The 21964-nt window shown below is 73.9% G+C and carries 18 protein-coding genes; 9 read left to right on the forward strand and 9 right to left on the reverse strand.

Annotation, left to right across the window (positions count from 1 at the left end; all coding sequences use genetic code 11):
• Positions 1-156: 156 nt before the first annotated feature.
• The 7 genes from ACIQG9_RS19580 to ACIQG9_RS19610 all read right to left on the reverse strand — a co-directional run bounded on the left by ACIQG9_RS19580 (position 157) and on the right by ACIQG9_RS19610 (position 8147).
• Positions 157-1845, reverse strand: a complete 1689-nt coding sequence (locus ACIQG9_RS19580; protein ID WP_400404235.1) for a trypsin-like peptidase domain-containing protein — start codon at positions 1843-1845, stop codon at positions 157-159.
• Between the two features lie 154 nt (positions 1846-1999).
• A complete protein-coding gene (locus tag ACIQG9_RS19585; RefSeq protein ID WP_400404237.1) occupies positions 2000-3550 on the reverse strand; it encodes a sensor histidine kinase in 1551 nt (516 codons plus the stop codon).
• On the reverse strand, positions 3547-4248 hold the full coding sequence (locus ACIQG9_RS19590) for a response regulator transcription factor (protein ID WP_091068807.1): 702 nt from the start codon (positions 4246-4248) through the stop codon (positions 3547-3549). The genes ACIQG9_RS19585 and ACIQG9_RS19590 overlap by 4 nt, the downstream gene beginning before the upstream one ends.
• A gap of 67 nt (positions 4249-4315) precedes the next feature.
• Entirely contained in the window at positions 4316-4936 is a 621-nt protein-coding gene (locus ACIQG9_RS19595; RefSeq protein ID WP_400404240.1) for a PadR family transcriptional regulator, read from the reverse strand.
• Complete coding sequence (locus ACIQG9_RS19600; protein WP_400404242.1) at positions 4933-5763, reverse strand: DUF4097 family beta strand repeat-containing protein; 831 nt, start codon at positions 5761-5763, stop codon at positions 4933-4935. Before ACIQG9_RS19600 ends, ACIQG9_RS19595 begins: the two co-directional genes overlap by 4 nt.
• Positions 5764-6327: 564 nt before the next feature.
• The gene (locus ACIQG9_RS19605; RefSeq protein ID WP_400404244.1) at positions 6328-7371 is read right to left on the reverse strand and encodes a lysophospholipid acyltransferase family protein; all 1044 of its coding nucleotides are present in this window, start codon (positions 7369-7371) and stop codon (positions 6328-6330) included.
• Positions 7368-8147 (reverse strand): GNAT family N-acetyltransferase, encoded by a 780-nt coding sequence (locus ACIQG9_RS19610; RefSeq protein ID WP_400404246.1) that lies wholly within the window; start codon positions 8145-8147, stop codon positions 7368-7370. Before ACIQG9_RS19610 ends, ACIQG9_RS19605 begins: the two co-directional genes overlap by 4 nt.
• A gap of 149 nt (positions 8148-8296) precedes the next feature.
• Between ACIQG9_RS19610 and ACIQG9_RS19615 the strand changes: the two genes are divergently transcribed.
• From ACIQG9_RS19615 to ACIQG9_RS19645, 7 genes are all read left to right on the forward strand, one after another.
• A complete protein-coding gene (locus tag ACIQG9_RS19615) occupies positions 8297-8968 on the forward strand; it encodes a hypothetical protein (protein ID WP_400404248.1) in 672 nt (223 codons plus the stop codon).
• Positions 8969-9231: 263 nt separating this feature from the next.
• Entirely contained in the window at positions 9232-10164 is a 933-nt protein-coding gene (locus ACIQG9_RS19620) for an ABC transporter ATP-binding protein (RefSeq protein WP_400404250.1), read from the forward strand.
• Positions 10161-10985 carry an ABC transporter permease gene (locus ACIQG9_RS19625; protein ID WP_400404252.1) on the forward strand — a complete coding sequence of 275 codons (825 nt, stop codon included), beginning with the start codon at positions 10161-10163 and terminating at the stop codon, positions 10983-10985. The genes ACIQG9_RS19620 and ACIQG9_RS19625 overlap by 4 nt, the downstream gene beginning before the upstream one ends.
• Before the next feature lie 254 nt (positions 10986-11239).
• The gene (locus ACIQG9_RS19630; RefSeq protein WP_400404254.1) at positions 11240-14965 is read left to right on the forward strand and encodes a multifunctional oxoglutarate decarboxylase/oxoglutarate dehydrogenase thiamine pyrophosphate-binding subunit/dihydrolipoyllysine-residue succinyltransferase subunit; all 3726 of its coding nucleotides are present in this window, start codon (positions 11240-11242) and stop codon (positions 14963-14965) included.
• A gap of 142 nt (positions 14966-15107) precedes the next feature.
• Positions 15108-15287, forward strand: coding sequence for a DUF6104 family protein (locus ACIQG9_RS19635; RefSeq protein ID WP_400404256.1), 180 nt, complete (start codon positions 15108-15110; stop codon positions 15285-15287).
• A 60-nt stretch (positions 15288-15347) separates the two neighbouring features.
• Positions 15348-17423, forward strand: coding sequence for a phosphate acetyltransferase (gene pta / locus ACIQG9_RS19640; protein WP_400404259.1), 2076 nt, complete (start codon positions 15348-15350; stop codon positions 17421-17423).
• On the forward strand, positions 17420-18541 hold the full coding sequence (locus ACIQG9_RS19645) for an acetate/propionate family kinase (RefSeq protein WP_400404261.1): 1122 nt from the start codon (positions 17420-17422) through the stop codon (positions 18539-18541). Before pta ends, ACIQG9_RS19645 begins: the two co-directional genes overlap by 4 nt.
• An 89-nt stretch (positions 18542-18630) precedes the next feature.
• Here ACIQG9_RS19645 and ACIQG9_RS19650 read toward each other — a convergent pair whose 3' ends face one another.
• Positions 18631-18801, reverse strand: coding sequence for a hypothetical protein (locus tag ACIQG9_RS19650; protein WP_400404263.1), 171 nt, complete (start codon positions 18799-18801; stop codon positions 18631-18633).
• Between the two features lie 158 nt (positions 18802-18959).
• Between ACIQG9_RS19650 and ACIQG9_RS19655 the strand changes: the two genes are divergently transcribed.
• Together ACIQG9_RS19655 and ACIQG9_RS19660 are read left to right on the forward strand one after the other, a co-directional pair.
• The gene (locus ACIQG9_RS19655; RefSeq protein ID WP_400404265.1) at positions 18960-19850 is read left to right on the forward strand and encodes an alpha/beta hydrolase family protein; all 891 of its coding nucleotides are present in this window, start codon (positions 18960-18962) and stop codon (positions 19848-19850) included.
• Positions 19851-19984: 134 nt separating this feature from the next.
• Complete coding sequence (locus ACIQG9_RS19660) at positions 19985-20950, forward strand: alpha/beta hydrolase family protein (RefSeq protein ID WP_400404267.1); 966 nt, start codon at positions 19985-19987, stop codon at positions 20948-20950.
• 47 nt (positions 20951-20997) lie between these two features.
• Here the strand turns inward: ACIQG9_RS19660 and ACIQG9_RS19665 are convergent, their stop codons facing one another.
• On the reverse strand, positions 20998-21960 hold the full coding sequence (locus ACIQG9_RS19665; protein WP_400404269.1) for a zinc-binding dehydrogenase: 963 nt from the start codon (positions 21958-21960) through the stop codon (positions 20998-21000).
• Between the last annotated feature and the right edge of the window lie 4 nt (positions 21961-21964).

Below are 21964 nucleotides of genomic sequence, written 5' to 3' on the forward strand. Positions count from 1 at the left end.
GGGGGGGGGGGGGGGGGGGGGGGGCCCGCGCCCGGGGGGCCCCCCCCCCCCCCCGGGCGGGGGGCCCCCCCCGGGCCCCCCGGGGGGGGGGGGGGGGGCCCCCCCCCCCCGGGGCCCCCCCCCCCCCCCCGCCCCGGAGGAGGCAGGTCTGTTCTGTTATGACGTCTCGGCGAGCGTGACGGTTGCCGTCGCCTCGGCACCATTTCGCTTGTACTTCACCTCGACCCGGTCGCCGACCTTGCCGGCCTGCACCGCGCCGACGAGATCGTTGGAGTCGTTGACCGCCTTGTCGCCGAACCTGGTGATCACGTCACCCCGCTGGATGCCGGCCTTCTCCGCGGCGCTGCCCGGAGTGACCGCGGCGACCAGCGCCCCGCCGTCCTCGGCGGCGTTGACGCTGACCCCGAGGGACGGGTGGCTGACCTTCTCGCCGCGCTGGAGCTTCCCGGCGACGTCCTTGGCCTTGTTGCTCGGGATGGCGAAGCCGACGCCGATGTTGCCGCTGCTGCCCTGCCCGGCGGTGGCGATGGCGGTGTTGATGCCGATCACCTCGCCCCGGGTGTTGACCAGCGCGCCGCCGGAGTTGCCCGGGTTGATCGGGGCGTCGGTCTGGAGCAGCCCGGAGATCGAACTGGCGCCCTGCTGCGGGTTCTGCTGCTGGCCGTTCTCGCTGCTGGCCTGGATGGTGCGGTCCCGGGCGCTGAGGATGCCGGCGGTCACCGAGCCCTGCAGGCCGAGCGGGCTGCCGAGGGCGAGCACCTGGTCGCCCACCTGCATGCCGTCGCTGTCGCCGAACTTCGCCGCCTTGAGGTTGTCGATCCCGCTGGTCTGGACCACCGCGAGGTCGGTCTTCGGGTCGGTGCCGACGATCTTGGCCTGGGCGGACTTGCCGTTGGCGAAGACCACCCGGACGGTGTCGCCGGTGGCGGAGGCCACCACGTGGTTGTTGGTGAGCACGAAGCCGTCGGCGCTGAGGATCACGCCGGAGCCCTCACCGTTGTCGGTGATGATCGAGACCACGCTGTCCTGCACCGCCGCCGCGATCTTCGGCAGGTCGGCGCTGTTGATCACCGGGGCGGCCGAGTAGGTGCGGGTGATGCCGCCCCGGTCGCCGTCGACGGCCAGGGCGAGCGCGCCGCCGGCCACCCCGGAACCGAGCATCAGGGCGAAGACCGCCACGCCGGCGCCGACGAACTTGGCGACCTTCGACGGCGTCGGGCCGGGCCCGGCCGCCCACGGCGGGACCGGCTGGCCGGCGTGCGGCGGGACCGGCCCGCCGGGACCGTGCTGGCCGGGGTAGCCGTGCCCCGGCTGCCCGGCGACACCGAGGCCGGCGACACCGTGCTGGCCGGGGCCGTGCTGACCCGGTACGCCGGCGGCGGATTGACCCGGTACGCCGGCGCCGGGCTGGCCGGGGGTGCCGGGAGCGGGGTAGCCGGCGGCCCAGCCGGACTGCTGCGGCTGGCCGGGCTGGTAGCCCGTTGCCGGGTACTGGCCGGCCGACGGGTAGCCCGGGTAGCCGGCGGCCGGCTGGTAGCCGGGCCGGTACGCCTGGTCGCCGTGCCCCCCGCCCGGCTGGTACGGCGACGCGGAGGTCTGCGGGTACGGTGCGGCGGAGGTCTGCGCGTACGGTGCCGCCGGGGGCGCGTACGGCGATCCGGTGGTCGGCGTGGCGGGGGTGGGGGCCCCGGCCGGCTCCCCCGCGGTGCCGGCGGCGTCCCCGCCCCCGGTGGCGGTGGTGTCGGACTCGCCGCGCTCGACGCGGGCGGGCTCGGCGGTGAGGTGCGACGGCTCGGCGTCGGAGGCGGCGAGCCGCCGCTGCGGGTCGGTCTCGAACTCGGTCATGCCCACAGTTTTCCCCCTGGCACTGTCACCAGCCTGGAATCTGCCTGGATGTTCTCTGAAAGTCCCGGCGCACCCCCGGTGGACGCCGCCCCGCACCGCCGTCGCCCCTGGTGGACGCCGCTCTCCAGCACCGCCGCCGAGCCCCGGTGGACGGTCATTCCGGATCGCCGTCGGCCGCCGGCAGCAGCGGCAGCCTGACCCGGAAGGTCGCCCCGCCGCCGGGGGTCTCCGCCACCTCCACCATGCCGTGGTGGGCGGTGACCAACGCGGCGACGATGGCCAGCCCCAGGCCGGTGCTGGTGATCCCGCTGGCCCGGCGGGTACGGGCCGCGTCGGCCCGGTAGAAGCGCTCGAAGACCCGTTCGGCCTGTTCCGGGGAGAGCCCGGTCCCGGTGTCCGCCACCTCGACCACGGCCAGGTTCCCCGGCTCGGAGCGCAGCCGCAGGGTCACCGACGCCTCCGGCGGGGTGTGGGTCAACGCGTTGGTCATCAGGTTGCCGATCACCTGCCGCAGCCGGGCGTCGTCGGCGTGCACCACCAGCGGGCCGGAGCCCGGTGCGATCTCCAGTTCGATCCGCCGGTCCGGGGCCACCACCCGGGCCGCCTCGACCGCGTCGGAGGCGAGCACCGGCAGCTCCACCGGAGCCAACGACAGCGGACGCTCCCGGTCCAGCCGGGCGAGCAGCAGCAGGTCCTCCACCAGCAGGCCCATCCGGGCCGCCTCGTCCTCGATCCGGCGCAGCAGGTCGGCGGTCTGCTCCGGGGCACGGGCCGCGCCCTGCCGGTACAGCTCCGCGAAGCCACGGATGGTGGTCAGCGGGGTACGCAGCTCGTGCGAGGCGTCCGCGACGAACTGCCGCATCCGCTCCTCCGAGCGCCGGGCCCGCGCCTCGGACGCCTGCGCCGCGTACGCCGCGTCCCGGGCGCCGACCTCGGCCGAGCGGGCCGCCATCTCCGACGCCGCCCGCGCGGTGAAGGCCGCCTCGATCTGGGCCAGCATCGCGTTCAGCGCGCGGGAGAGCCGGCCCAGTTCGGAGGTGGCGCAGAGCCGCCCCTCCTCCGGGTCGGGGACCCGACGGGTCAGGTCACCGCCGGCGATCGCGGCGGCCGTACGCTCGATCTCCACCAGCGGTTTCAGGCTGGTCCGGACGATCGCCGCGCCGAGCGAGGCGAGCAGGAGCAGCACCGCGCCGCCGACCAGCATGTCTATCCAGATCAACCGCTTGACCGCGAGGTCGACGTCGGTCAGGTGCTGGCCGAAGGCCAGGATCCGGCCGTCGCCGAGGTCGGTGTAGAGCATCCGCCACCGGGTCCGCCCGTCCTCGGAGCGGACGGTGAACGGGTCGCCGACCCGCGCCGAGAACCCGGCGAAGTCGGTGGGGATCGCGGGCAGTTCCTCCGGGCGCAGCCCGGAGTAGCGCGAGGTGCCGTCCACGCCGGAGCTGCTGGCCTGCGCCGCCACGTAGTCGGTGGGGATGCCCACCAGGATCGGGCCGCGTGACTCGTCGAGCGCCCGCGCCACCCCGTTGGTGTCGCCGTGCAACTGGTCGTCGACCTGCCCGATCAGGTACTCCCGCAGGAAGTACGTGGTCAGCGAGCTGATCACCACCAGGGCGGCGGCCACCAGCGCCAGCACCGAGGTGACCAGCTTGATCCGGAGCGGGACGCTGCGCAGCCGGCCCTTGGCCTCGTCGAGGAGGTTCACGCCGCCGGCTTGCGTAGGACGTACCCCACCCCGCGCAGGGTGTGGATCAGCCGGGGCTGGGTGTTGTCCACCTTGCGGCGCAGGTAGGAGATGTAGGACTCGACGATGTTGTCGTCGCCCCGGAAGTCGTAGTTCCAGACGTGGTCGAGGATCTGCGCCTTGGAGAGCACCCGGTTGGCGTTGAGCATCAGGTAGCGCAGCAGCTTGAACTCGGTCGGCGAGAGCTGCACCCGCTGGCCGGCCCGGTGCACCTCGTGGGTCTCCTCGTCCAGCTCCAGGTCGGCGAAGGTGAGCCGGGAGGGGGCCTGCTCGCCGGTGGCCGTACGACGCAGCACCGCCCGGATCCGGGCGGTCAACTCCTCCAGGCTGAACGGCTTGGTGACGTAGTCGTCGCCGCCCAGGGTCAGCCCACGGATCTTGTCGTCGGTGGCGTCCCGGGCGGTCAGGAAGACCACCGGGGTACGCGTGCCGCCCTCGCGGAGCATCCGGATGACCTCGAAGCCGTCCAGGTCGGGCAGCATCACGTCGAGGACGACCAGGTCGGGGCGGTGGTCCTTGGCCGCGTGCAGCGCGGCGCTGCCGCTGGTGGCGGTCGCCACGTCGAAACCCGCGAAGCGGAGGCTGGCGGAGAGCAGTTCGAGGATGTTGGGATCGTCCTCGACGACGAGCAGTCGCGCCTCGGTCTGGGTAGCGGCCATGGACGCCATCATCCGGGACATCACTGCGCCAGCGCTGGACGGTTCCTGGAAAAATCCTGTGAAGCCGTCAGCGCAGCAGCCGGCGCAGTCCGTCCAGCGCGCCGTCCAGGACCCGGATCGCGGTACGGAGCTGACTGTCGCTGAGCCGCCCGGCCCGGACCAGCGCGCCGACCTCGACGGTGAACTCGGCCAGCCGCTGGTCGAACTCGGTGAGCAGCGGGGCGGAGCCGGTGGCGGGCGCCGGCCGGGGCACCGGGCCCGGGGGCGGGGGCGGGCGGTCCCAGCGGGTCTGCCGGGTCAGCCGGGTGGCCTCGCGCAGCTCGCGCTTGAGGTCACGCACCGAGCCGCGTACCTCGGTCTGGATCTCGCCGGCCAGCGCGGAGAGGTCCTCCACCGAGGCGCTGATGTCGGACTCCAGGGTGGTCAGTTCGTCGGCGCGCTGGCGCAGCTCGGCCCGGCCGGCCCCGGTGATCTCGTAGACCTTGCGGCCACCGGCGGCGGTGTGGGTGACCAGGCCGTCGGCCTCCAGCCGTTGCAGCCGGGGATAGATGGTGCCGGCGCTCGGGGCGTACAGGCCGAGGAAGCGCTCCTCCAGCAGCCGGATCAGCTCGTAGCCGTGCTTGGGGCCGTCGTCGAGCAGCCGGAGCAGGTAGAGCCGGAGCCGGCCGTGACTGAACACGGCGGTCACGGCAGCTCCTCCTGGTCGTCGTCCACCGGACGGGACAGCAGCGCGATGCTGCCGGACGTCGCGGACGCCCAGAGCTTACCCGCGCCCGCGCCGAGCACCCCGTGGCTGTCCTTGATCGGGCCGAACCCGGCCCCGCCGCAGACCTGGGGAAAGCCGCTGGTGATCCGGCCGGAGGTGGTGTGCAGGTGGACGGCGAGGTCGCTGTCCTCGCGGACCCGGACGGTGATCGGCCCGGAGATGGTGGTGAGCCGGATCTCGCTGCGCCGGGGGTTGTCCAGGTCGCAGGTGATCGCCCCGGAGACGGTGTTGGCGCGGACCCGACCGGCGGCGCTCTCGGCGACGGTCACCTCGCCGGAGACCGTGTCGAGGCTGAGGTCGCCGGTCACCCCGAGCGCCTCGACCGGGCCGGAGATGACCTTCGCGGTGGTGCGGCCGGCGAGCCCCATCAGGGTGACCTGACCGGAGGTCACGTCGACGGTGGTGTCGGCGCCCAGCCCGGACACCACCAGCGAGCCGTCGATCAGCCGCAGGTCGGCCAGCACGTCGGCCGGCACCGCGATCGACACCTCGGCGCGGAACCGGCGGCCGAGCTGCCCGACCCACCAGAGAAACCCGGGCCAGCGGGGGTGGCGCTCGTGCCTGACCCGGAGGGTGCCGTCGTGGTGCTCGACGATGACCGGTCGGCGGCTGACCCGGGTGATGTCGACCCGGGCCGGGCCGTCGGCGCCGACCACGTTGAGCCGCCCGGTCACCAGCCGGACGTCGAGCCGGGTGACCGACCCCTCCACGGTGAGCCGTTGCGGGCTGTCGACCGTCCAGGTGGTCATGGCGTCCTCCCCTCGGGTGGGGCGCGGCCGGACGGCCCGCCAATCACCCCAGGAGCGTAACGCGATACATCGCGATAGAACAAGACTGTCGCGAGTCGGAGACCCGTCAGGCACCCCCGAAGTCCGCACCCCCGCCACGATCCCTGACCACGATCCCCTGACCACGGCTTCGTGATCATCGAAGTTGTCGGGGGTGTGGGTGCAGCTGTTGTCGCCTCAGCGACAACAGATGCACCCACACGGGTCGACCTCGCGGTCAACCCGCCACGTCACCCCGGATCTGGCAGACCTTCGTCGACCGCACCTGCGGATCGGGCCCGTGGGCCGACGCCTCACGGAGGCGGTGGCCCGCCCCGCGAGCCCCTCACCTGCGTGCGGACGGCGTCCACGACCGTGTCCGCAGCCGCCGGCGCGCGCCCTGCGCTGAGCGGTCCAACCCTCTGGCAGCAGATATGCCTCTCGGTCATATCTATGACCGAGAGGCATACGGGCATCCAGGCGTGGTGTCGATGGCGAGGTGCGTCCGGGTGACCTCTTTTCGTCTGCCCGCATGTCGGCGACTCGTCAGGCGGCCAGACTGAGCCCTTCCTCGTTGGCCGGCACGGACACCACGGCGGGCACAGGCACCACAGCCGGCACGGGCACGGCGGCCGCCGGAGACGCAGCCGGCACGGGGCCGACGAACCCGGAAGGCACGGCAGCCGGCACGGGCACGGCGGCCGGCACGGGTACGACAGCCGGCACGGAACCGACAGCCGGCACGGGGCGGAGCCCGACCGGTCGGGCCGGGACCAGGTGCACGGCTGACTCGGCGGCGCGGGCCAGCAGCCGACGGTCCGCGTCCGGGGCCGGGTGCAGGGCGGCGGTCACCACGACCCGGACCACCAGGTCACGGGACGCCAGTACCCGGCGCAACGAGCGCCACAGGGTCTCGTCGCCGAGGAAGGCGGCCGTCGTGCTCACCGCACCGGTCGTCGCGCAGCGGTAGCCGATCCGCAGTGGCACCACCGGCGCACCGGCGTCGATCGCCGCCTGGAAGGCCGCCGGACGGAACCCCCGGCGCGGCCGGCAGTCCGCCGACGGGGCGACGCCGCACCAGGTCGTACCCTCCGGGAAGACCGCGACCGGGTGGCCGGCCCGCAGCGCCCCGGCGAGCCGGGCCACCGTGCCCGGCAGGCCCCGGGGCCGGGACCGGTCAACGAAGACCGCTCCGGCGGCGCGGGCCAGCAGCCCCACCAGCGGCCAGCCCCGGACCTCCCGCTTGGCCAGCAGTCGGGCCGGCGCGACCGCCAGCACCGCGAGGATGTCCAGCCAGGAGACGTGGTTGGCGACCAGCAGCGCCCGCCGCCGGGGCAGCCGGCCACGCACCTCCAGCCGCACCCCCAGGGCTCGGGTCGTCCCCCGGGCCCAGCCCCGGACCACCGCCGCCCGCTCCGCCGCCGGCAGCACCGGCAGCAGTACGACCAGACCGGCCCCGGCCAGCAGCATCCCGAGTACGCCCACCAGCCGGGCCGCCCGGCGCACCGGCGACACCGTCGGGGTCTGGCCCGGCGCGGGCAGGCAGTCCGGGCCGCAGCCGGCGGTCGGCCGCCACAGGTCGGCGCTCACCGGGCCGCCCCGCCCAGGAAGTGCCGCAGGTAGCGGGGGTTCATCCGGTCCAGCGAGAAGAGCACGTAGAAGTCGGCGCAGCGGAAGTCCGGGTCGTACGCCGGCTCCCCGGCGACCCAGGCCCCGAGCCGGAGGTAGCCGCGCAGCAGCGGCGGGACCAGCGCCCGCCCGGCGGCGTCCCCGGTCGCGTCGCCCGCCGCCGCCGCGCCCGGCTCGGCGAACCAGGGCCGCAACGGGCGTACCCGCAGCGGCGGCGGCGCCAGGTGCCCGGCCCGGGCCAGCGCCCACGCTTCGGCGACCGCCCGGCCGCCGTCGTCGACCGGCACCGAGGCGCAGCCGCCGAGCCAGTTGGAGCCGCGCAGGTGCAGGTAGCGGGTGAGGCCCGCCCACATCAGGTTGATCACCGCGCCCGAGCGGTGGTCCGGGTGGACGCAGGAGCGACCCGTCTCGACCAGCACGTCGCGCAACGGGTCGAGCGCGGTCAGGTCGAACTCGCCGGCGGCGTACCGGCGGTCGGTCCGGCCCGGTGGCAGCAGCCGGTAGGTGCCGACCACCGCGCCGGTGCGCTCCTCGCGGACGATCAGGTGGTCACAGTGGGCGTCGAGGTCGTCGGCGTCCAGTCCGGCCACGTCCGGACGCAGGGTCGCGCCGAGTTCGGTGGCGAACACCTCGTGGCGCAGGCGTTGCGCGGCCGCGACCTGGGTCGGGTCGTCGGCGATCAGCAGGGTGTATCCGCTGGTCGTCAGGGGTGCGCCAGCGGCATGCAGAACAGCCATGGGACCTGTGTAGGTGGCCCGGGTTGCCGGCCGCCCGGAGACGGGTGTCGATCCGGTGAACGCCGGTCGGCGGGCCGGCCCACGCGGTGACGTGCGAGGCTGCCGGTACGGACCCGGCCACCCACGCCGGGCGCGACGGAGGAGGGCCGATGATCATCGAGTCCCGGTACAACGGGCCGCCCGGCTCCGGCAACGGCGGCTGGAGCGCCGGGGTGTTCGCCGGGGCGTACGGCGACGTGCGGCCGGTCCAGGTGACCCTGCGCCGCCCGCCCCCGTTGGACACCCCGCTCACCCTGGCCGGCGGCGACGTCCTCGACCCGGACGGGCGACTGGTCGCCGAGCTGCGTCCGGCCGGCGAGTTGCCCGATCCGGTGCCGCCGGTCGACCCGCCGACCGCGAAGATCGCCGCGAAGGCGTACCCGGGGCTGGTGGACCACCCCTTCCCCGGCTGCTACGTCTGCGGCCCGGACCACCCGGACGGCCTGCGGATCTTTCCCGGCCGGCTGCCCGACGGCCGGACCGCCGCGCCGTGGCGGGCCCCGGAGCGGGTGACCACGCCGACGGCGTGGGCGGCGCTGGACTGTCCGGGCGGCTGGGCGGTGATCGCCCCCGGCCGGCCCTACCTGCTCGGCCGGCTGACCGCGCTGGTCGACGCGCTGCCCGAGCCGGGCGAGGAGTGCGTGGTCACCGGGGCGGTGGTCGGCACCGAGGGGCGGCGGGCGGTGGTGCACACCAGCCTCTACGGCAGCACCGGCGCGCTGCTCGGCCGGGCCCGCGCCACCTGGATCGCGGTGCCACCCGCACCGGAACCCCGCCGCTGAGCCGCGCTCGCGCCACCCCTGCGGCCGCGCGCCGCGCCCGCCCCGTCCCCGGCGGCCCGCGCCCGCGCCGCCCGGAGGTGAGCGGCACCGCGCCCGGCGTCTCGTCCCTGAGGACGACGGCCTCCTGCCTGAGGCGGAGCGCGACTCACCGACCGGGGGCTGATGGCGCGACTTGACCAGGCTTGTCAGGCTGTCACCGGCGCAATCCGCAACCGCGCCGCAGAACGCGGCGCCGCGACGCGCAGCCGCACGAAAGGAGAACGATGTCCGACGGGCAGTGGAGCCCCAGCACCGGCCAGATCGTCGTGTCCGGACTGACCAAGCAGTACAAGACCGTACGGGCGGTCGACAACCTGTCCTTCACCGTCGAACCCGGTCGGGTGACCGGCTTCCTCGGCCCGAACGGCGCGGGCAAGACGACCACCCTGCGAATGCTGCTGAACCTGGTCACCCCGACCGGTGGCACGGCGACCATCGGCGGCCAGCGGTACGCCGACCTGACCGACCCGCTGCGGCACGTGGGCGCGGTGCTGGAGGCGTCCAGCGCGCATAAGGGGCGTACCGGGATCAATCACCTGCGGGTGATCTGCGCGGCGGCCGGCCTGCCGAAGAGCCGGGCCGACGAGGCGCTGGCCCTGGTCGGGCTCACCCCGGCGGCGAAGCGCAAGTTCAAGGGCTACTCGCTGGGCATGAAGCAGCGGCTCGGCATCGCCGCCGCGATGCTCGGTGACCCCCGGGTGCTGATCCTCGACGAGCCGGCCAACGGTCTCGACCCGGAGGGCATCCGCTGGATGCGCGGCTTCCTCAAGGGGCTGGCCCACGAGGGGCGCACGGTGCTGGTCTCCAGTCACCTGCTGTCCGAGATGCAGTTGCTCGCCGATGACGTGGTGATCATCGCGGCCGGCAAGCTGGTCCGGCAGGGCCCGGTCGAGCAGGTGCTCGGCTCGATGGCCACCAGCGCGCGGGTGCGGGTACGCACCCCGCAGGCCGAGGAGCTGACCGTGGCGCTGCGCGAGCAGTCCGCGACGGTGGAGACCGACGAGCACGGCGTGCTGCTGGTCAGCGGGGTGGACGCGCCGGCGGTCGGCCGGGTCGCCCTGGCCGCCAAGGTGGAGCTGCACGAACTGACCCCGGAACGGCCCGACCTGGAACGGGTCTTCCTGGAGCTGACGGCCGGGAAGGCGGGCATCCGATGAACCTCGTCCGATCCGAGCTGCTCAAGATCCGTTCCACCAGCACCTGGTGGGTCTTCGGGCTCATCTCGCTGCCGTTGTGGGCCCTCACCCTGCTGATCAACTGGTTGCAGACCGACGCGCTGGCCAGCGGGAACTTCGGCGACGTGCCCCCCGACCAGGCCGACCAGATGCAGGCCGTGCAGTCGGTGGACAGCCTGGCGGCCAACATCTACACCAACGGGCAGTTCTTCGGGCTGCTCATCGTGATGCTGCTCGGCATCATCGTGGTGACCAGCGAGTTCTTCCACCAGACGGTCACCACCACGTTCCTCACCGTGCCGCACCGCACCGCGGTGATGGTGGCGAAGCTGGTCGCCGCGGCCGTGCTGGCCGTGCTGTTCTGGCTGGTCACCACCGTGCTCAACCTGGTCTTCGGGGCACTGGTGATGAACAGCGTCGACCTGGGCTCCCAGCTCGGCAGCGGCGCGGTCTGGCGGGCCACCGCGCTCAACGGTCTGGCGTACCTGCTCTGGTCGGTGCTCGGCGTCGGCCTCGGGGTGCTGATCCGCAGCCAGATCGGCGCCACCGTCACCGGCATCCTGCTCTACCTCGGTGGCGCGGTCGGCGCGGCCATCGCGATCGGCATCCTGGCCAACCGCTGGGGCGACTGGATCAACGACCTCCAGGTGCTGGTGCCGTCGCTGGCCTCGTCGCTGATGGTCAGCGGCGCCGAGATCCCGGGCAACCCGCCGCGCTGGGCGGGTGCGGTGGTGCTCGTCGGGTACGCCGTGGTGGCCGGGGTGATCGGCACGCTCACCATGCGGCGGCGGGACATCTCCTGACCGGTCCGGGCTCACCGGCCCCGGCGTGACGATCGTCGCGTCGGGGCCGGTCCGTCTCCGGACCGGAGTCAACGGGACACGCGGAGCTGACCGAACTTCTGCATCTTCTGTGAAACGGACCACCCGTCGGAGGCGGAAATGCCTACCGTATTCGTACGGCGTAGCCTGGGAGCCGTCTCCCGTCCGACCGATCTCCGGGCGGCGGCGGACACCGCGTGACACACAAACCCGCGTGAAAGAGGCGATTACCGGCCGTGTCGACCCAGCAGACTTCGCAGGAGAACCCACTGGCGGGTTTCGGCCCGAACGAGTGGATCGTCGAGGAGATGTACCAGCGCTACCTCGCCGACCCCTCGAGCGTCGATTCGGCCTGGCACGACTTCTTCGCCGACTACCGGCCGGCTCCGGGCGCCGGCACCCCGCGTCCGGAGAAGGGCCAGGCCGCGCCGCCGGAGCCCGCCGAGCAGCAGGAGCCGGTCGCCGCCGTCAGCCAGCCGCCGGCCGCCGCCGAGAAGCCGACCGCCAGGTCCACCACCGCGCCCGCCAAGCCCGCCGCCCAGCCGGCCCCGGCACCGGCCGCCAAGCCCGCCCCGGCCAAGCCCGCGGCGAAGACCCCGACGGCCGGCGCCGCCGGCACCACCCCGCTGCGCGGCGTGGCCGCCAAGATCGTGCAGAACATGGACGCCTCGCTGGCCGTCCCGACCGCGACCAGCGTGCGCGCGGTCCCGGCCAAGCTGCTGGTGGACAACCGCATCGTGATCAACAACCACCTCGCCCGGGGGCGCGGTGGCAAGGTCAGCTTCACCCACCTGATCGGGTACGCGATGGTCCGGGCGCTGGTCGAGCACCCGGAGATGAACAACTCCTTCGCCGAGGTCGACGGCAAGCCGGCGATGGTCCGGCCGGAGCACGTCAACCTGGGCATCGCCATCGACCTGACCAAGCCGGACGGCAACCGCAACCTGGTGGTGCCGTCCATCAAGGGCTGCGAGCGGATGGACTTCCGGCAGTTCTGGCAGGCGTACGAGGACGTGGTCCGGCGGGCCCGCCGCAACGAGCTGACCATGGAGGACTACTCCGGCACCACGATCTCGCTGACCAACCCGGGCGGCATCGGCACGGTCCACTCCATCCCGCGCCTGATGCAGGGGCAGAGCGCCATCATCGGCGTCGGCGCGATGGAGTACCCGGCGCCGTACCAGGGGATGAGCGAGACGACCCTGGCCGAGCTGGCGGTCAGCAAGATCATCACGCTGACCAGCACCTACGACCACCGGATCATCCAGGGCGCCCAGTCCGGCGAGTTCCTCAAGGTGATGCACGAGCTGCTGCTCGGCGAGCGCGGCTTCTACGACCAGCTCTTCACCTCGCTGCGCATCCCGTACGAGCCGGTGCGCTGGGTCCGCGACGTGGCCGTCGACTCCGAGGGCCAGATCAACAAGACCGCGCGGGTGCACGAGCTGATCCACGCCTACCGGGTCCGGGGCCACCTGATGGCCGACACGGACCCGCTGGAGTTCACCATCCGCAAGCACCCGGACCTGGACGTTCTCCAGCACGGGCTGACCCTGTGGGACCTGGACCGGATCTTCCCGGTCAACGGCTTCGCCGGCCGGCAGCGGATGAAGCTGCGCGAGATCCTGGGCGTGCTGCGCGACTCGTACTGCCGCCGGGTCGGCATCGAGTACATGCACATCCAGGACCCGGAGGAGCGGCGCTGGATCCAGGAGCGGATCGAGCGCCGGTACGAGAAGCCGCCGGCCGACGAGCAGAAGCACGTGCTCAACCGGCTCAACGCCGCCGAGGCGTTCGAGACCTTCCTCCAGACCAAGTACGTCGGCCAGAAGCGCTTCTCGCTGGAGGGCGGCGAGTCGCTGATCCCGCTGCTCGGCGAGGTGCTGGAGGCGTCCGCCGAGGACGGGCTGGACGAGGTCGTCATCGGGATGGCCCACCGGGGTCGACTCAACGTGCTGGCCAACATCGTCGGCAAGCCGTACGAGAAGATCTTCTCGGAGTTCGAGGGGCACCTCGACCCGCGCTCCACCCAGGGCTCCGGCGACGTGAAGTACCACCTGGGCCAGAACGGCAAGTTCACCACCCCCGACGGCGACCACTCGGTCAAGGTCTCGCTGGTGGCGAACCCGTCGCACCTGGAGGCCGTCGACCCGGTGCTGGAGGGCATCGTCCGGGCCAAGCAGGACCGGATCGACCTCAAGCTGGAGGGCTACACCGTGCTGCCGCTGGCGGTGCACGGTGACGCCGCCTTCGCCGGTCAGGGCGTGGTCGCCGAGACGCTCAACCTGTCCCAGCTTCGCGGCTACCGCACCGGCGGCACCGTGCACGTGGTGGTCAACAACCAGGTCGGCTTCACCACCGCCCCGGAGTACAGCCGGTCCAGCCTCTACAGCACCGACGTGGCCCGGATGATCCAGGCGCCGATCTTCCACGTCAACGGCGACGACCCCGAGGCCGTGGTCCGGGTCGCCCGGCTGGCCTTCGAGTACCGGCAGACGTTCAACAAGGACGTCGTGATCGACATGGTCTGCTACCGCCGGCGCGGGCACAACGAGGGCGACGACCCGTCGATGTCCAACCCCCAGATGTACAAGATCATCGACTCGAAGCGCTCGGTGCGCAAGCTCTACACCGAGGAGCTGATCGGGCGGGGTGACATCACCGTGGAGGACGCCGAGGAGCTGCTGCGCGACTACCAGTCGCAGTTGGAGCGGGTCTTCAAGGCCACCCGGGACGCCGCCACCACGCCCCGCCAGCTCAGCCGGCCGCGCCGAGAGGACGAGCCGGAGCCGCAGGTGGAGACCGCCACCGACGCCGCCGTGGTGAAGGCGATCGGCGACGCGCACGTCAGCCTCCCCGAGGGCTTCACCCCGCACAAGCGGATCCAGCAGTTGCTCGACCGGCGGGCGAAGATGTCCGTCGAGGGCAACATCGACTGGGGGTACGGCGAGATCATCGCGTTCGGCTCGCTGCTGCACGACGGGATCACCGTCCGGCTCGCCGGTCAGGACTCCCGCCGGGGCACCTTCGTCCAGCGGCACGCCTCGGTGGTCGACGCGAAGACCGGCGAGGACTACCTGCCGTTGAAGACGCTCACCGCCGACGGCGAGCGGTCCCGGTTCTTCGTGCACGACTCGCTGCTGTCCGAGTACGCCGCGATGGGCTTCGAGTACGGCTACTCGGTGGAGAACATCGACGCGCTGGTCGCCTGGGAGGCCCAGTTCGGCGACTTCGTCAACGGCGCCCAGTCGGTGATCGACGAGTTCATCTCCTCCGGCGAGGTGAAGTGGGGTCAGCGCTCCGCGGTCACCCTGCTGCTGCCGCACGGCCACGAGGGCCAGGGCCCGGACCACACCTCCGGCCGCCCGGAGCGGTTCCTCCAGCTCTGCGCCGAGGACAACATGCGGGTGGCCATCCCGACCACCCCGGCGAACTACTTCCACCTGCTGCGCCGGCAGGCCCTGTCGCCGAAGCGCAAGCCGCTGGTGGTGTTCACGCCGAAGTCGCTGCTGCGGCACAAGCTCTGCGTCTCCTCGGTGGCGGACTTCACCACCGGCACCTTCGCCCCGGTGCTGGCCGACACCGCCGCCCCGGCGCCGGCGCAGGTCAAGCGGGTGCTGCTCTGCTCGGGCAAGGTCTACTACGACCTGTTCCAGGCCCGTGCCGAGCGCGGCGTCACCGACACCGCGATCCTCCGGATCGAGCAGCTCTACCCGATGCCGGTGGAGGAGATCCGGGCCGCGCTGGCGGCGTACCCGAACGCCGAGGACTTCGCCTGGGTGCAGGAGGAGCCGGCCAACCAGGGCGCCTGGTCGTTCGTCGCGCTCAACCTGCTGGAGCACCTGACCGACGTCCGGCTGCGGCGGATCTCCCGCCCGGCCGCGGCGGCCCCGGCGGTGGGCTCGGCCAAGATGCACGAGGTCGAGCAGACCGCACTGATCGAGGCGGCCCTGCCCCGCCCGTGACCTGGGACGATCCGGCCCGCTCCCGTCCCGGGGGCGGGCCGGTCCCGTCGATCCGGGACGCGGCGCTGTCGGATGGTCTCCCGCCCCGGACAGTCGCCCGGGTGGGCGAGGGCTGGACAAGGACGAGCGAGAGGACGACACGGTGTACTTCACCGACCGTGGCATCGAGGAACTGGTCGAGCGCCGGGGCGACGAGCAGGTCAGCATCGAGTGGCTGGCCGAGCGCCTCCGCGACTTCGTCGACCTCAACCCCGAGTTCGAGACCCCGATCGAGCGCTTCGCCACCTGGCTGGCCCGGCTGGACGACCCCGACGACGACTGACCGGCCGGCGGGGGCCGAAGGACCCGGGCGGGTGGGGCGATGATCTCCTAGGGTGGGGACGTGGCCCGTAGCGTCTACCTGACCAGCGTGGGGTCCGGCGGGGGTAAGTCGACCATCGCCCTCGGCCTCGCGGAACTCCTCTCCCGGCAGGTCGAGCGGATCGGCGTGTTCCGGCCGCTGGTCACCGGCACCGGCCCCGACCCGATCCTCGCCCTGCTGCACGACCGCTACCGGGTCGACCTGCCCGGATCCGAGCTGACCGGGACGACCTACCCCGAGGCGGCGGCGCTGGTCGCCGACGGGCGGCGGGAGGAGCTGATCGCCCGGATTGTCGAGCGCTACCGGGCGGTCGAGCGGCGCTGCCCGGCCGTGGTCGTGGTGGGCAGCGACTTCGCCGACGGCGGGGACGGCGCGGGCCCCCGGGAGCTGGCCTTCAACGCCCGGCTGGCCACCGAGTTCGGCAGCGTGGTGGTGCCGGTGGTGGACGGCTTCGGGCAGCCACCGGAGGCGGTCGCGGCGGCGGCGCGCGGGGCGTACCACGACCTGGCGGACCTGGGGGCGACGGTGCTGGCGGTGATCGCCAACCGGGTCGCCGGGCCGATGACGCTGCCGGAGCTGCCCGTCCCCGCGTACGCGATCCCCGAGGTGCCGACCGTGTCGGCGCCAACGGTGGCCGAGGTGGCGGCGGCGCTCGACGCCACCCTGCTGGCCGGCGACGACGCCGCGCTGGGCCGGGACGTGCTCGACTACGTGGTCGGCGCGGCGCACGTGCCCACCCTGCTCGACCACCTGACCGACGGCGCGTTGGTGATCACTCCGGGCGACCGGGCCGACCTGCTGGTCGCGGCCAGCGCCGCGCACGTCGCCGGGCAGGTCTCGGTGGCCGGCCTGGTGCTCACCCTCGGCGAACAGCCCGACCCCCGAGCGATGCGGCTGGTGGCGGGGCTGAACACCGGCCTGGCCGTGCTCTCGGTACGCAGCGACAGCTACGACACGGTGGCGGCGTCCAGCCGGATCGAGGGGCGGCCCAACCCGGCCAACCCGCGAAAGGTGGAGGCCGCGCTCGGCGCCTTCGAGGGCAACGTGGACACCGTCGACCTGGCCCGCCGGCTGCGGGTCAGCCGCTCCGACCGGGTCACCCCGCTGATGTTCGAGTACGACCTGATCGACCGGGCCCGGGCCACCCGCCGCCGGCTGGTGCTGCCGGAGGGCACCGAGGAGCGGATCCTGCGGGCGGCGGAGATCCTGCTCCGCCGAGGGGTGGCCGACCTGACCCTGCTCGGCCGCCCGGACGACGTGGCCCGCCGTACCCGGGAGCTGGGCATCGACCTGACCGGCGCGGACGTGGTCGACCCGGTCACCAGCGGCTGGCGCGACGAGTTCGCGACCGGGTACGCGAGGCTGCGCGCCCACCGGGGCGTCACCGTCGAGCTGGCCCACGACATCGTGGCCCAGCCCAACTACTTCGGCACCATGATGGTGGCGACCGGGCACGCCGCCGGGATGGTCTCCGGGGCCACCCACACCACGGCCGCCACCATCCGGCCCGCCTTCGAGATCATCCGGACCGTGCCGGGCCTGTCGGTGGCGTCCAGCGTCTTCTTCATGCTGCTCGCCGACCGGGTGCTGGTCTACGGCGACTGCGCGGTCAACCCCGACCCGGACGCCGCCCAGCTCGCCGACATCGCCATCTCGTCGGCCGACACGGCGGCCCGGTTCGACATCGAACCCCGGGTGGCGATGCTGTCGTACTCGACCGGCGACTCGGGGGCGGGGGCCGACGTGGAGAAGGTCGCCGCCGCCACCAAACTGGTCCGCCAGCGCCGGCCCGATCTGCTGGTCGAGGGCCCGATCCAGTACGACGCGGCGATCGACCCGCAGGTCGCGGCGACGAAGCTGCCGTCCAGCGCGGTGGCCGGGCGGGCCACGGTCTTCGTCTTCCCGGACCTCAACACCGGCAACAACACGTACAAGGCGGTGCAGCGCTCGGCGGGCGCGGTCGCGGTCGGCCCGGTGATGCAGGGATTGCGCCGACCGGTCAACGACCTGTCCCGGGGGGCCACCGTCGCCGACATCGTCAACACCGTGGCGATCACCGCGATCCAGGCGGCCGGAGCGCCGGAGGAGGGGTCGTGACCGACCGGGTGCTGGTGCTCAACAGCGGGTCGTCGTCGGTGAAGTACCGGCTGTACGACGGCGAGACGGTCCGCGACTCCGGCACCGTGGAGCGGATCGGCGAGCCGGACGGCGGGCCGGCCGACCACGCCGGCGCCGTCCGGGAGATCCTGGGCCGGCTCGACCTGGCCGGGCTGACCGCCGTCGGGCACCGGGTGGTGCACGGCGGCCGGCGGTTCAGCACGCCGGTGCTGGTCGACGACGCGGTGTTCGCCGCCATCGGGGAGCTGGTCCCGCTCGCCCCGCTGCACAACCCGGCCAACCTGGCCGGCATCGAGGTGGCCCGGGAGCTGCTGCCGGACGTCCCCCAGGTGGCGGTCTTCGACACCGCGTTCCACCACACCCTGCCCGAGGCCGGCTACACCTACGCCATCGACCGGGACACCGCCCGCCGGTACGACATCCGCCGGTACGGCTTCCACGGCACCTCGCACGCGTACGTGTCGAGGCGCACCGCCGAGCTGCTGGACCGCCCGTACGACCGGCTGCGCACGATCTCCCTGCACCTGGGGAACGGGGCGAGCGCCTGTGCCGTCGACGGCGGGCGCAGCGTGGCCACCTCGATGGGGATGTCCCCGCTCGAAGGGCTGGTGATGGGCACCCGCAGCGGCGACCTGGACCCGACGGTCGTCTTCCACCTGCGCCGCGAGGCCGGGATGACCGTCGACGAGATCGACGACCTGCTCAACCACCGCAGCGGCCTGCTCGGCCTGACCGGGGTCAACGACATGCGGGAGGTGCTGGCCCGCCGGGCGGACGGGGACGCCGCCGCCACCCTCGCCTTCGCCGTCTACTGCCGCCGGATCACCGGCTACGTCGGGGCGTACTACGCCCTGCTGGGGCGGGTGGACGCGGTCACCTTCACCGCCGGGGTGGGCGAGCACTCCGCCGAGGTCCGGGCCGCCGCCCTGGCCGGGCTGGACCGGCTCGGCATCGCCGTCGATCCGGACCGCAACGCCGGCTCCGGCGACCGGGTGATCTCCCCGGCCGGCGCGGAGGTCGCTGTCTGCGTGGTCGGCACCGACGAGGAGCGGGAGATCGCCCGGGAGACCCGCGCGGTGGTCGGGGCGGGCGGCTGAACCGACTCCGGTGCGGGGAGACGGCGGTGTCTCCGCCGGCACCGACACCGCCGTCTCCCCGGGCCGGCGGGTGGGTGCGGTCGCGGCGGTCAGCTCAGGGCGAGCCAGGCGGTCACCGCGACCAGCAGCACCACGACCACGCCCGCACCGGCCAGCAGCGGCAGCCGGGGCGCCGCCTGGGCCGGCGCGGCGGCATCGGGGTGGGCGAAGGCACGGAACTGCTCGGTGTTGCCGCTCGGGTCCTCGTACTCGTCAGGCATGCCGGAGACCCTAGCGAAACCGCGCAGCCCGCACCGCCCCGCCGCACGCAGGGCGACGGCTCCGATCCGAGCGGTGGAGGCGGGCCGCCCGGGTGGTGGGCGCCACCAGGTCCGGACGGCGGGGCCGGGCCGGGCCGCCGACCACCTACCGTGGAGGAATGGGGGTGCAGCGGCTGGTCGCCGCGCTGATGACGGCGTTGCTGGCGGGCTGTGGCACGGCCACCGCCGCGGTCGAGGGGCCGGCACCGCCGGCCCAGCACGCGCCGGCCCGGCTCCATCCGGTCGGGGTACGCACCCTCACCATCGACCCGACGGGGCCGCGACCGCTGCCGGTGACGCTCTGGTACCCCACCGAGGCGGGCCGGGTCGCCCCGGGACGGTTCCCGGTGGTGGTCTACAGCCACGGCCTGAGGAGCCTCCCCGGGCTGCACGCCGGGCTCACCACCCGGTGGGCGGCGGCGGGTTTCGTGGTGGCCGCGCCGACCTACCCGCGCACCAACCTGCGAGCGCGGCACTTCACCCGGGCCGACGTGCGCAACCAGCCGGCGGACGGCTGGCGGCTGATCCGGCACCTGGTCCGGCTCGACGCCCGGACGGGTGACCCGCTGGCCGGGCACCTCGACGTCGGCCGGGTCGCCGCCGCCGGCCACTCGGCGGGCGGCTTCACCACCGCCGGCATGTTCACCTCGGGGCGCTCCGCCCGGCTCCGCTCCGGGATCGTGATCGCCGGCGGCGGGCTGGCCGGGGCGTTCGCCGGCCCGGCCGCGCCGCTGCTGTTCGTGCACGGCACCGCCGACCCGGTGGTGCCGCTCGCCGTCGGCCGGGCCGCCTACCAGCGGGCCACCGACCCGAAGGCGTTCCTGAGCGTGCTCGGGCAGGGCCACGGCGAATACCTCACGCCGGGCCGGCCCGGCTTCGACCAGGTTCTCGCCACCACCACCGACTTCCTGCGCTGGACCCTCTACGACGACCCGGACGCCGCCCGCCGGATCCGCGCCGACGCCGCCCGCCCCGGTGTCACCGCCCTCGACGACCGCCTGCCGGACTGACCCACCGCACGGTCCGTCCCGTCCACGGCACCCGTCCGCCCCGGGTCGGCACCGACGTGTCCGGCCCGCGCCACCCCGGCAGCCTGCGGCCAACCGGCGCCGGGTGGCACGCCGGGCCGGGCACAATCATGTTCATGTCCCGTCGCCGTACCCCGCTGCTGCTGACCGCCACGCTGCTCGCCGCCGGCCTGGCCGGGTGCTCGTCACCGGCCCCGACCACCCGGGACGTCGCGCCGCCGGAGCCGCCGAAGGCCAGCACACCGGCACCCCGGGTGCCCGCCGGGACCGCCCCGGCCGAGGCGTTCGCGGTCGGCGTACGACAGCTCAAGCTGAACCGGGGCGGCGACCGCCCGTTGCCGGTGACCCTCTGGTACCCGGCCCGGGGCGGGGCCGGCGGTACGGCGAAGCGGGACGCGACGGCGGCGACCGGACGGTTCCCGGTGGTGGCGTTCAGCCACGGCCTCGGCGGCCGACCGGCCGACTACCAGGCGCTGCTGACCCGCTGGGCGGCGGCGGGCTTCGTGGTGGCCGCGCCGACCTTCCCGCACACCGGCACGGGCACCGACGGCAACCTCCTCGACGTGCTCAACCAGCCCGCCGACGTGTCGTACGTGCTGGACCGGGTGCTGGCGCTGGACGCGGAGGCCGGCGACCCGCTGCGCGGCCGGCTGGCCACCGACCGGGTGGCCGCGGCCGGGCACTCGGCCGGCGGGGTGACCACCATCGGGCTGTTCACCACCGGGCGGGACGAGCGGCTGGACGCCGGGGTGGTCTTCGCCGGGACGGGGCTGGGCGTGGGCACCGCCTTCGCCGGGGCCGCCGCCCCGCAGCTCTTCGTGCACGGCCAGGCGGACAAGGTGGTCGACTACGCCGCCGGCAAGGCGGTCTACGACGCGGTGCCCTGGCCGAAGGCGATGCTCAGCCTGCCCAAGGGCGACCACGGCCGGGCCCTGCTCGGCGACGGCGCGGCCCTGCGGGTGGTCTCCGACACCACGGTCGAGTTCCTCCGCTGGGCCCTGTACGGCGACGAGGCCGCCCGGAAGCGCCTCCCGGCCGAGGCGGCCCGGGGCGCGCTCGCCACCCTCGACGACCACCTCTGACCCGACCCCGCCGACCGGCACCGGCTGATCCGGTCGGGGCGGCCCGGTCAGGCGGTGTGGTCGACGACGACCTTGCCGAAGACCTCGCCGGAGTGCAGCCGGGCGAAGGCGTCCCCCACCCTGCTGAACGGCACGACGCTGTCCACCAGCGGGCGCACGTCGTGCTCGGCGCAGAAGGCCAGCAGCTCGGTCAGCTCGTCCGGGGTGCCCATCGAGGTGCCGAGGATCTCCAACTGCATGGCGAAGACCCGGCGCAGGTTGACGGTCGGCTCGTGGCCGGCGGTCGCGCCGGAGACCACGATCCGGGCCATCGGGGCGGCCGACTTCAGCGAGTGGTCGAAGGTGGCCGCGCCGACCGTCTCGATGACCACGTCGACCCGCTCCGGCAGCCGCGCGCCGGGCTCCAGCGCGGTCGCCCCCAGCCCGGTGATCCGCTCCCGCTTGCCGGCGTCCCGGCTGGTGGCGTAGACCCGCTTGCCCAGCGCCACCCCGAGCGCGACCGCCGCCGTGGCGACGCCGCCGCCGGCACCCTGCACCAGCACCGACTCGCCGTCGGCGACCCGACCCTTGGTGGTCAGCATCCGCCACGCGGTGAGCCAGGCCGTGGGCAGGCAGGCCGCGTCGGTCACCGACAGCCCCTCGGGCAGCGGCAGCAGGTTCATCCGGGGTACGGTCACCCGCTCGGCGAGGGTCCCCTGGTAGTGCTCGGAGAGGATGGAGACGCCCCGCGGGTCGCCCGGGGTGGGCACCACCGGGTAGATGACCACCTCGTTGCCGTCCGGGTCGGTACCGGCCGCGTCACAGCCGAGGATCATCGGCAACTGGCCGGAGGCGAGTCCCACCCCCTTCAACGACCACAGGTCGTGGTGGTTGAGCGAGCTGGCCCGCACCTGCACGGTCACCCAGTCGTCGTCCGGGTGGGCGGGCTCGGGGCGGTCACCGACGGTGAGCGCGGCGAGCGGGTTGTCGGCGTCGAAGCGGGTGGCATAGGCGGCACGCATGGTCGGCACCGTA

Source organism: Micromonospora sp. NPDC092111 (assembly GCF_044755745.1).
Taxonomy (GTDB): domain Bacteria; phylum Actinomycetota; class Actinomycetes; order Mycobacteriales; family Micromonosporaceae; genus Micromonospora.

Excerpts from the sequence above, each read along its gene's own strand:
- ACIQG9_RS19580 (WP_400404235.1), bottom strand. The coding sequence starts at position 1,845 with ATGACCGAGTTCGAGACCGACCCGCAGCGGCGGCTCGCCGCCTCCGAC.
- ACIQG9_RS19590 (WP_091068807.1), bottom strand. The coding sequence starts at position 4,248 with ATGGCCGCTACCCAGACCGAGGCGCGACTGCTCGTCGTCGAGGACGAT.
- ACIQG9_RS19600 (WP_400404242.1), bottom strand. The coding sequence starts at position 5,763 with ATGACCACCTGGACGGTCGACAGCCCGCAACGGCTCACCGTGGAGGGG.
- ACIQG9_RS19610 (WP_400404246.1), bottom strand. The coding sequence starts at position 8,147 with ATGGCTGTTCTGCATGCCGCTGGCGCACCCCTGACGACCAGCGGATAC.
- ACIQG9_RS19615 (WP_400404248.1), top strand. The coding sequence starts at position 8,297 with ATGATCATCGAGTCCCGGTACAACGGGCCGCCCGGCTCCGGCAACGGC.
- ACIQG9_RS19620 (WP_400404250.1), top strand. The coding sequence starts at position 9,232 with ATGTCCGACGGGCAGTGGAGCCCCAGCACCGGCCAGATCGTCGTGTCC.
- ACIQG9_RS19625 (WP_400404252.1), top strand. The coding sequence starts at position 10,161 with ATGAACCTCGTCCGATCCGAGCTGCTCAAGATCCGTTCCACCAGCACC.
- ACIQG9_RS19650 (WP_400404263.1), bottom strand. The coding sequence starts at position 18,801 with ATGCCTGACGAGTACGAGGACCCGAGCGGCAACACCGAGCAGTTCCGT.
- ACIQG9_RS19655 (WP_400404265.1), top strand. The coding sequence starts at position 18,960 with ATGGGGGTGCAGCGGCTGGTCGCCGCGCTGATGACGGCGTTGCTGGCG.
- ACIQG9_RS19660 (WP_400404267.1), top strand. The coding sequence starts at position 19,985 with ATGTCCCGTCGCCGTACCCCGCTGCTGCTGACCGCCACGCTGCTCGCC.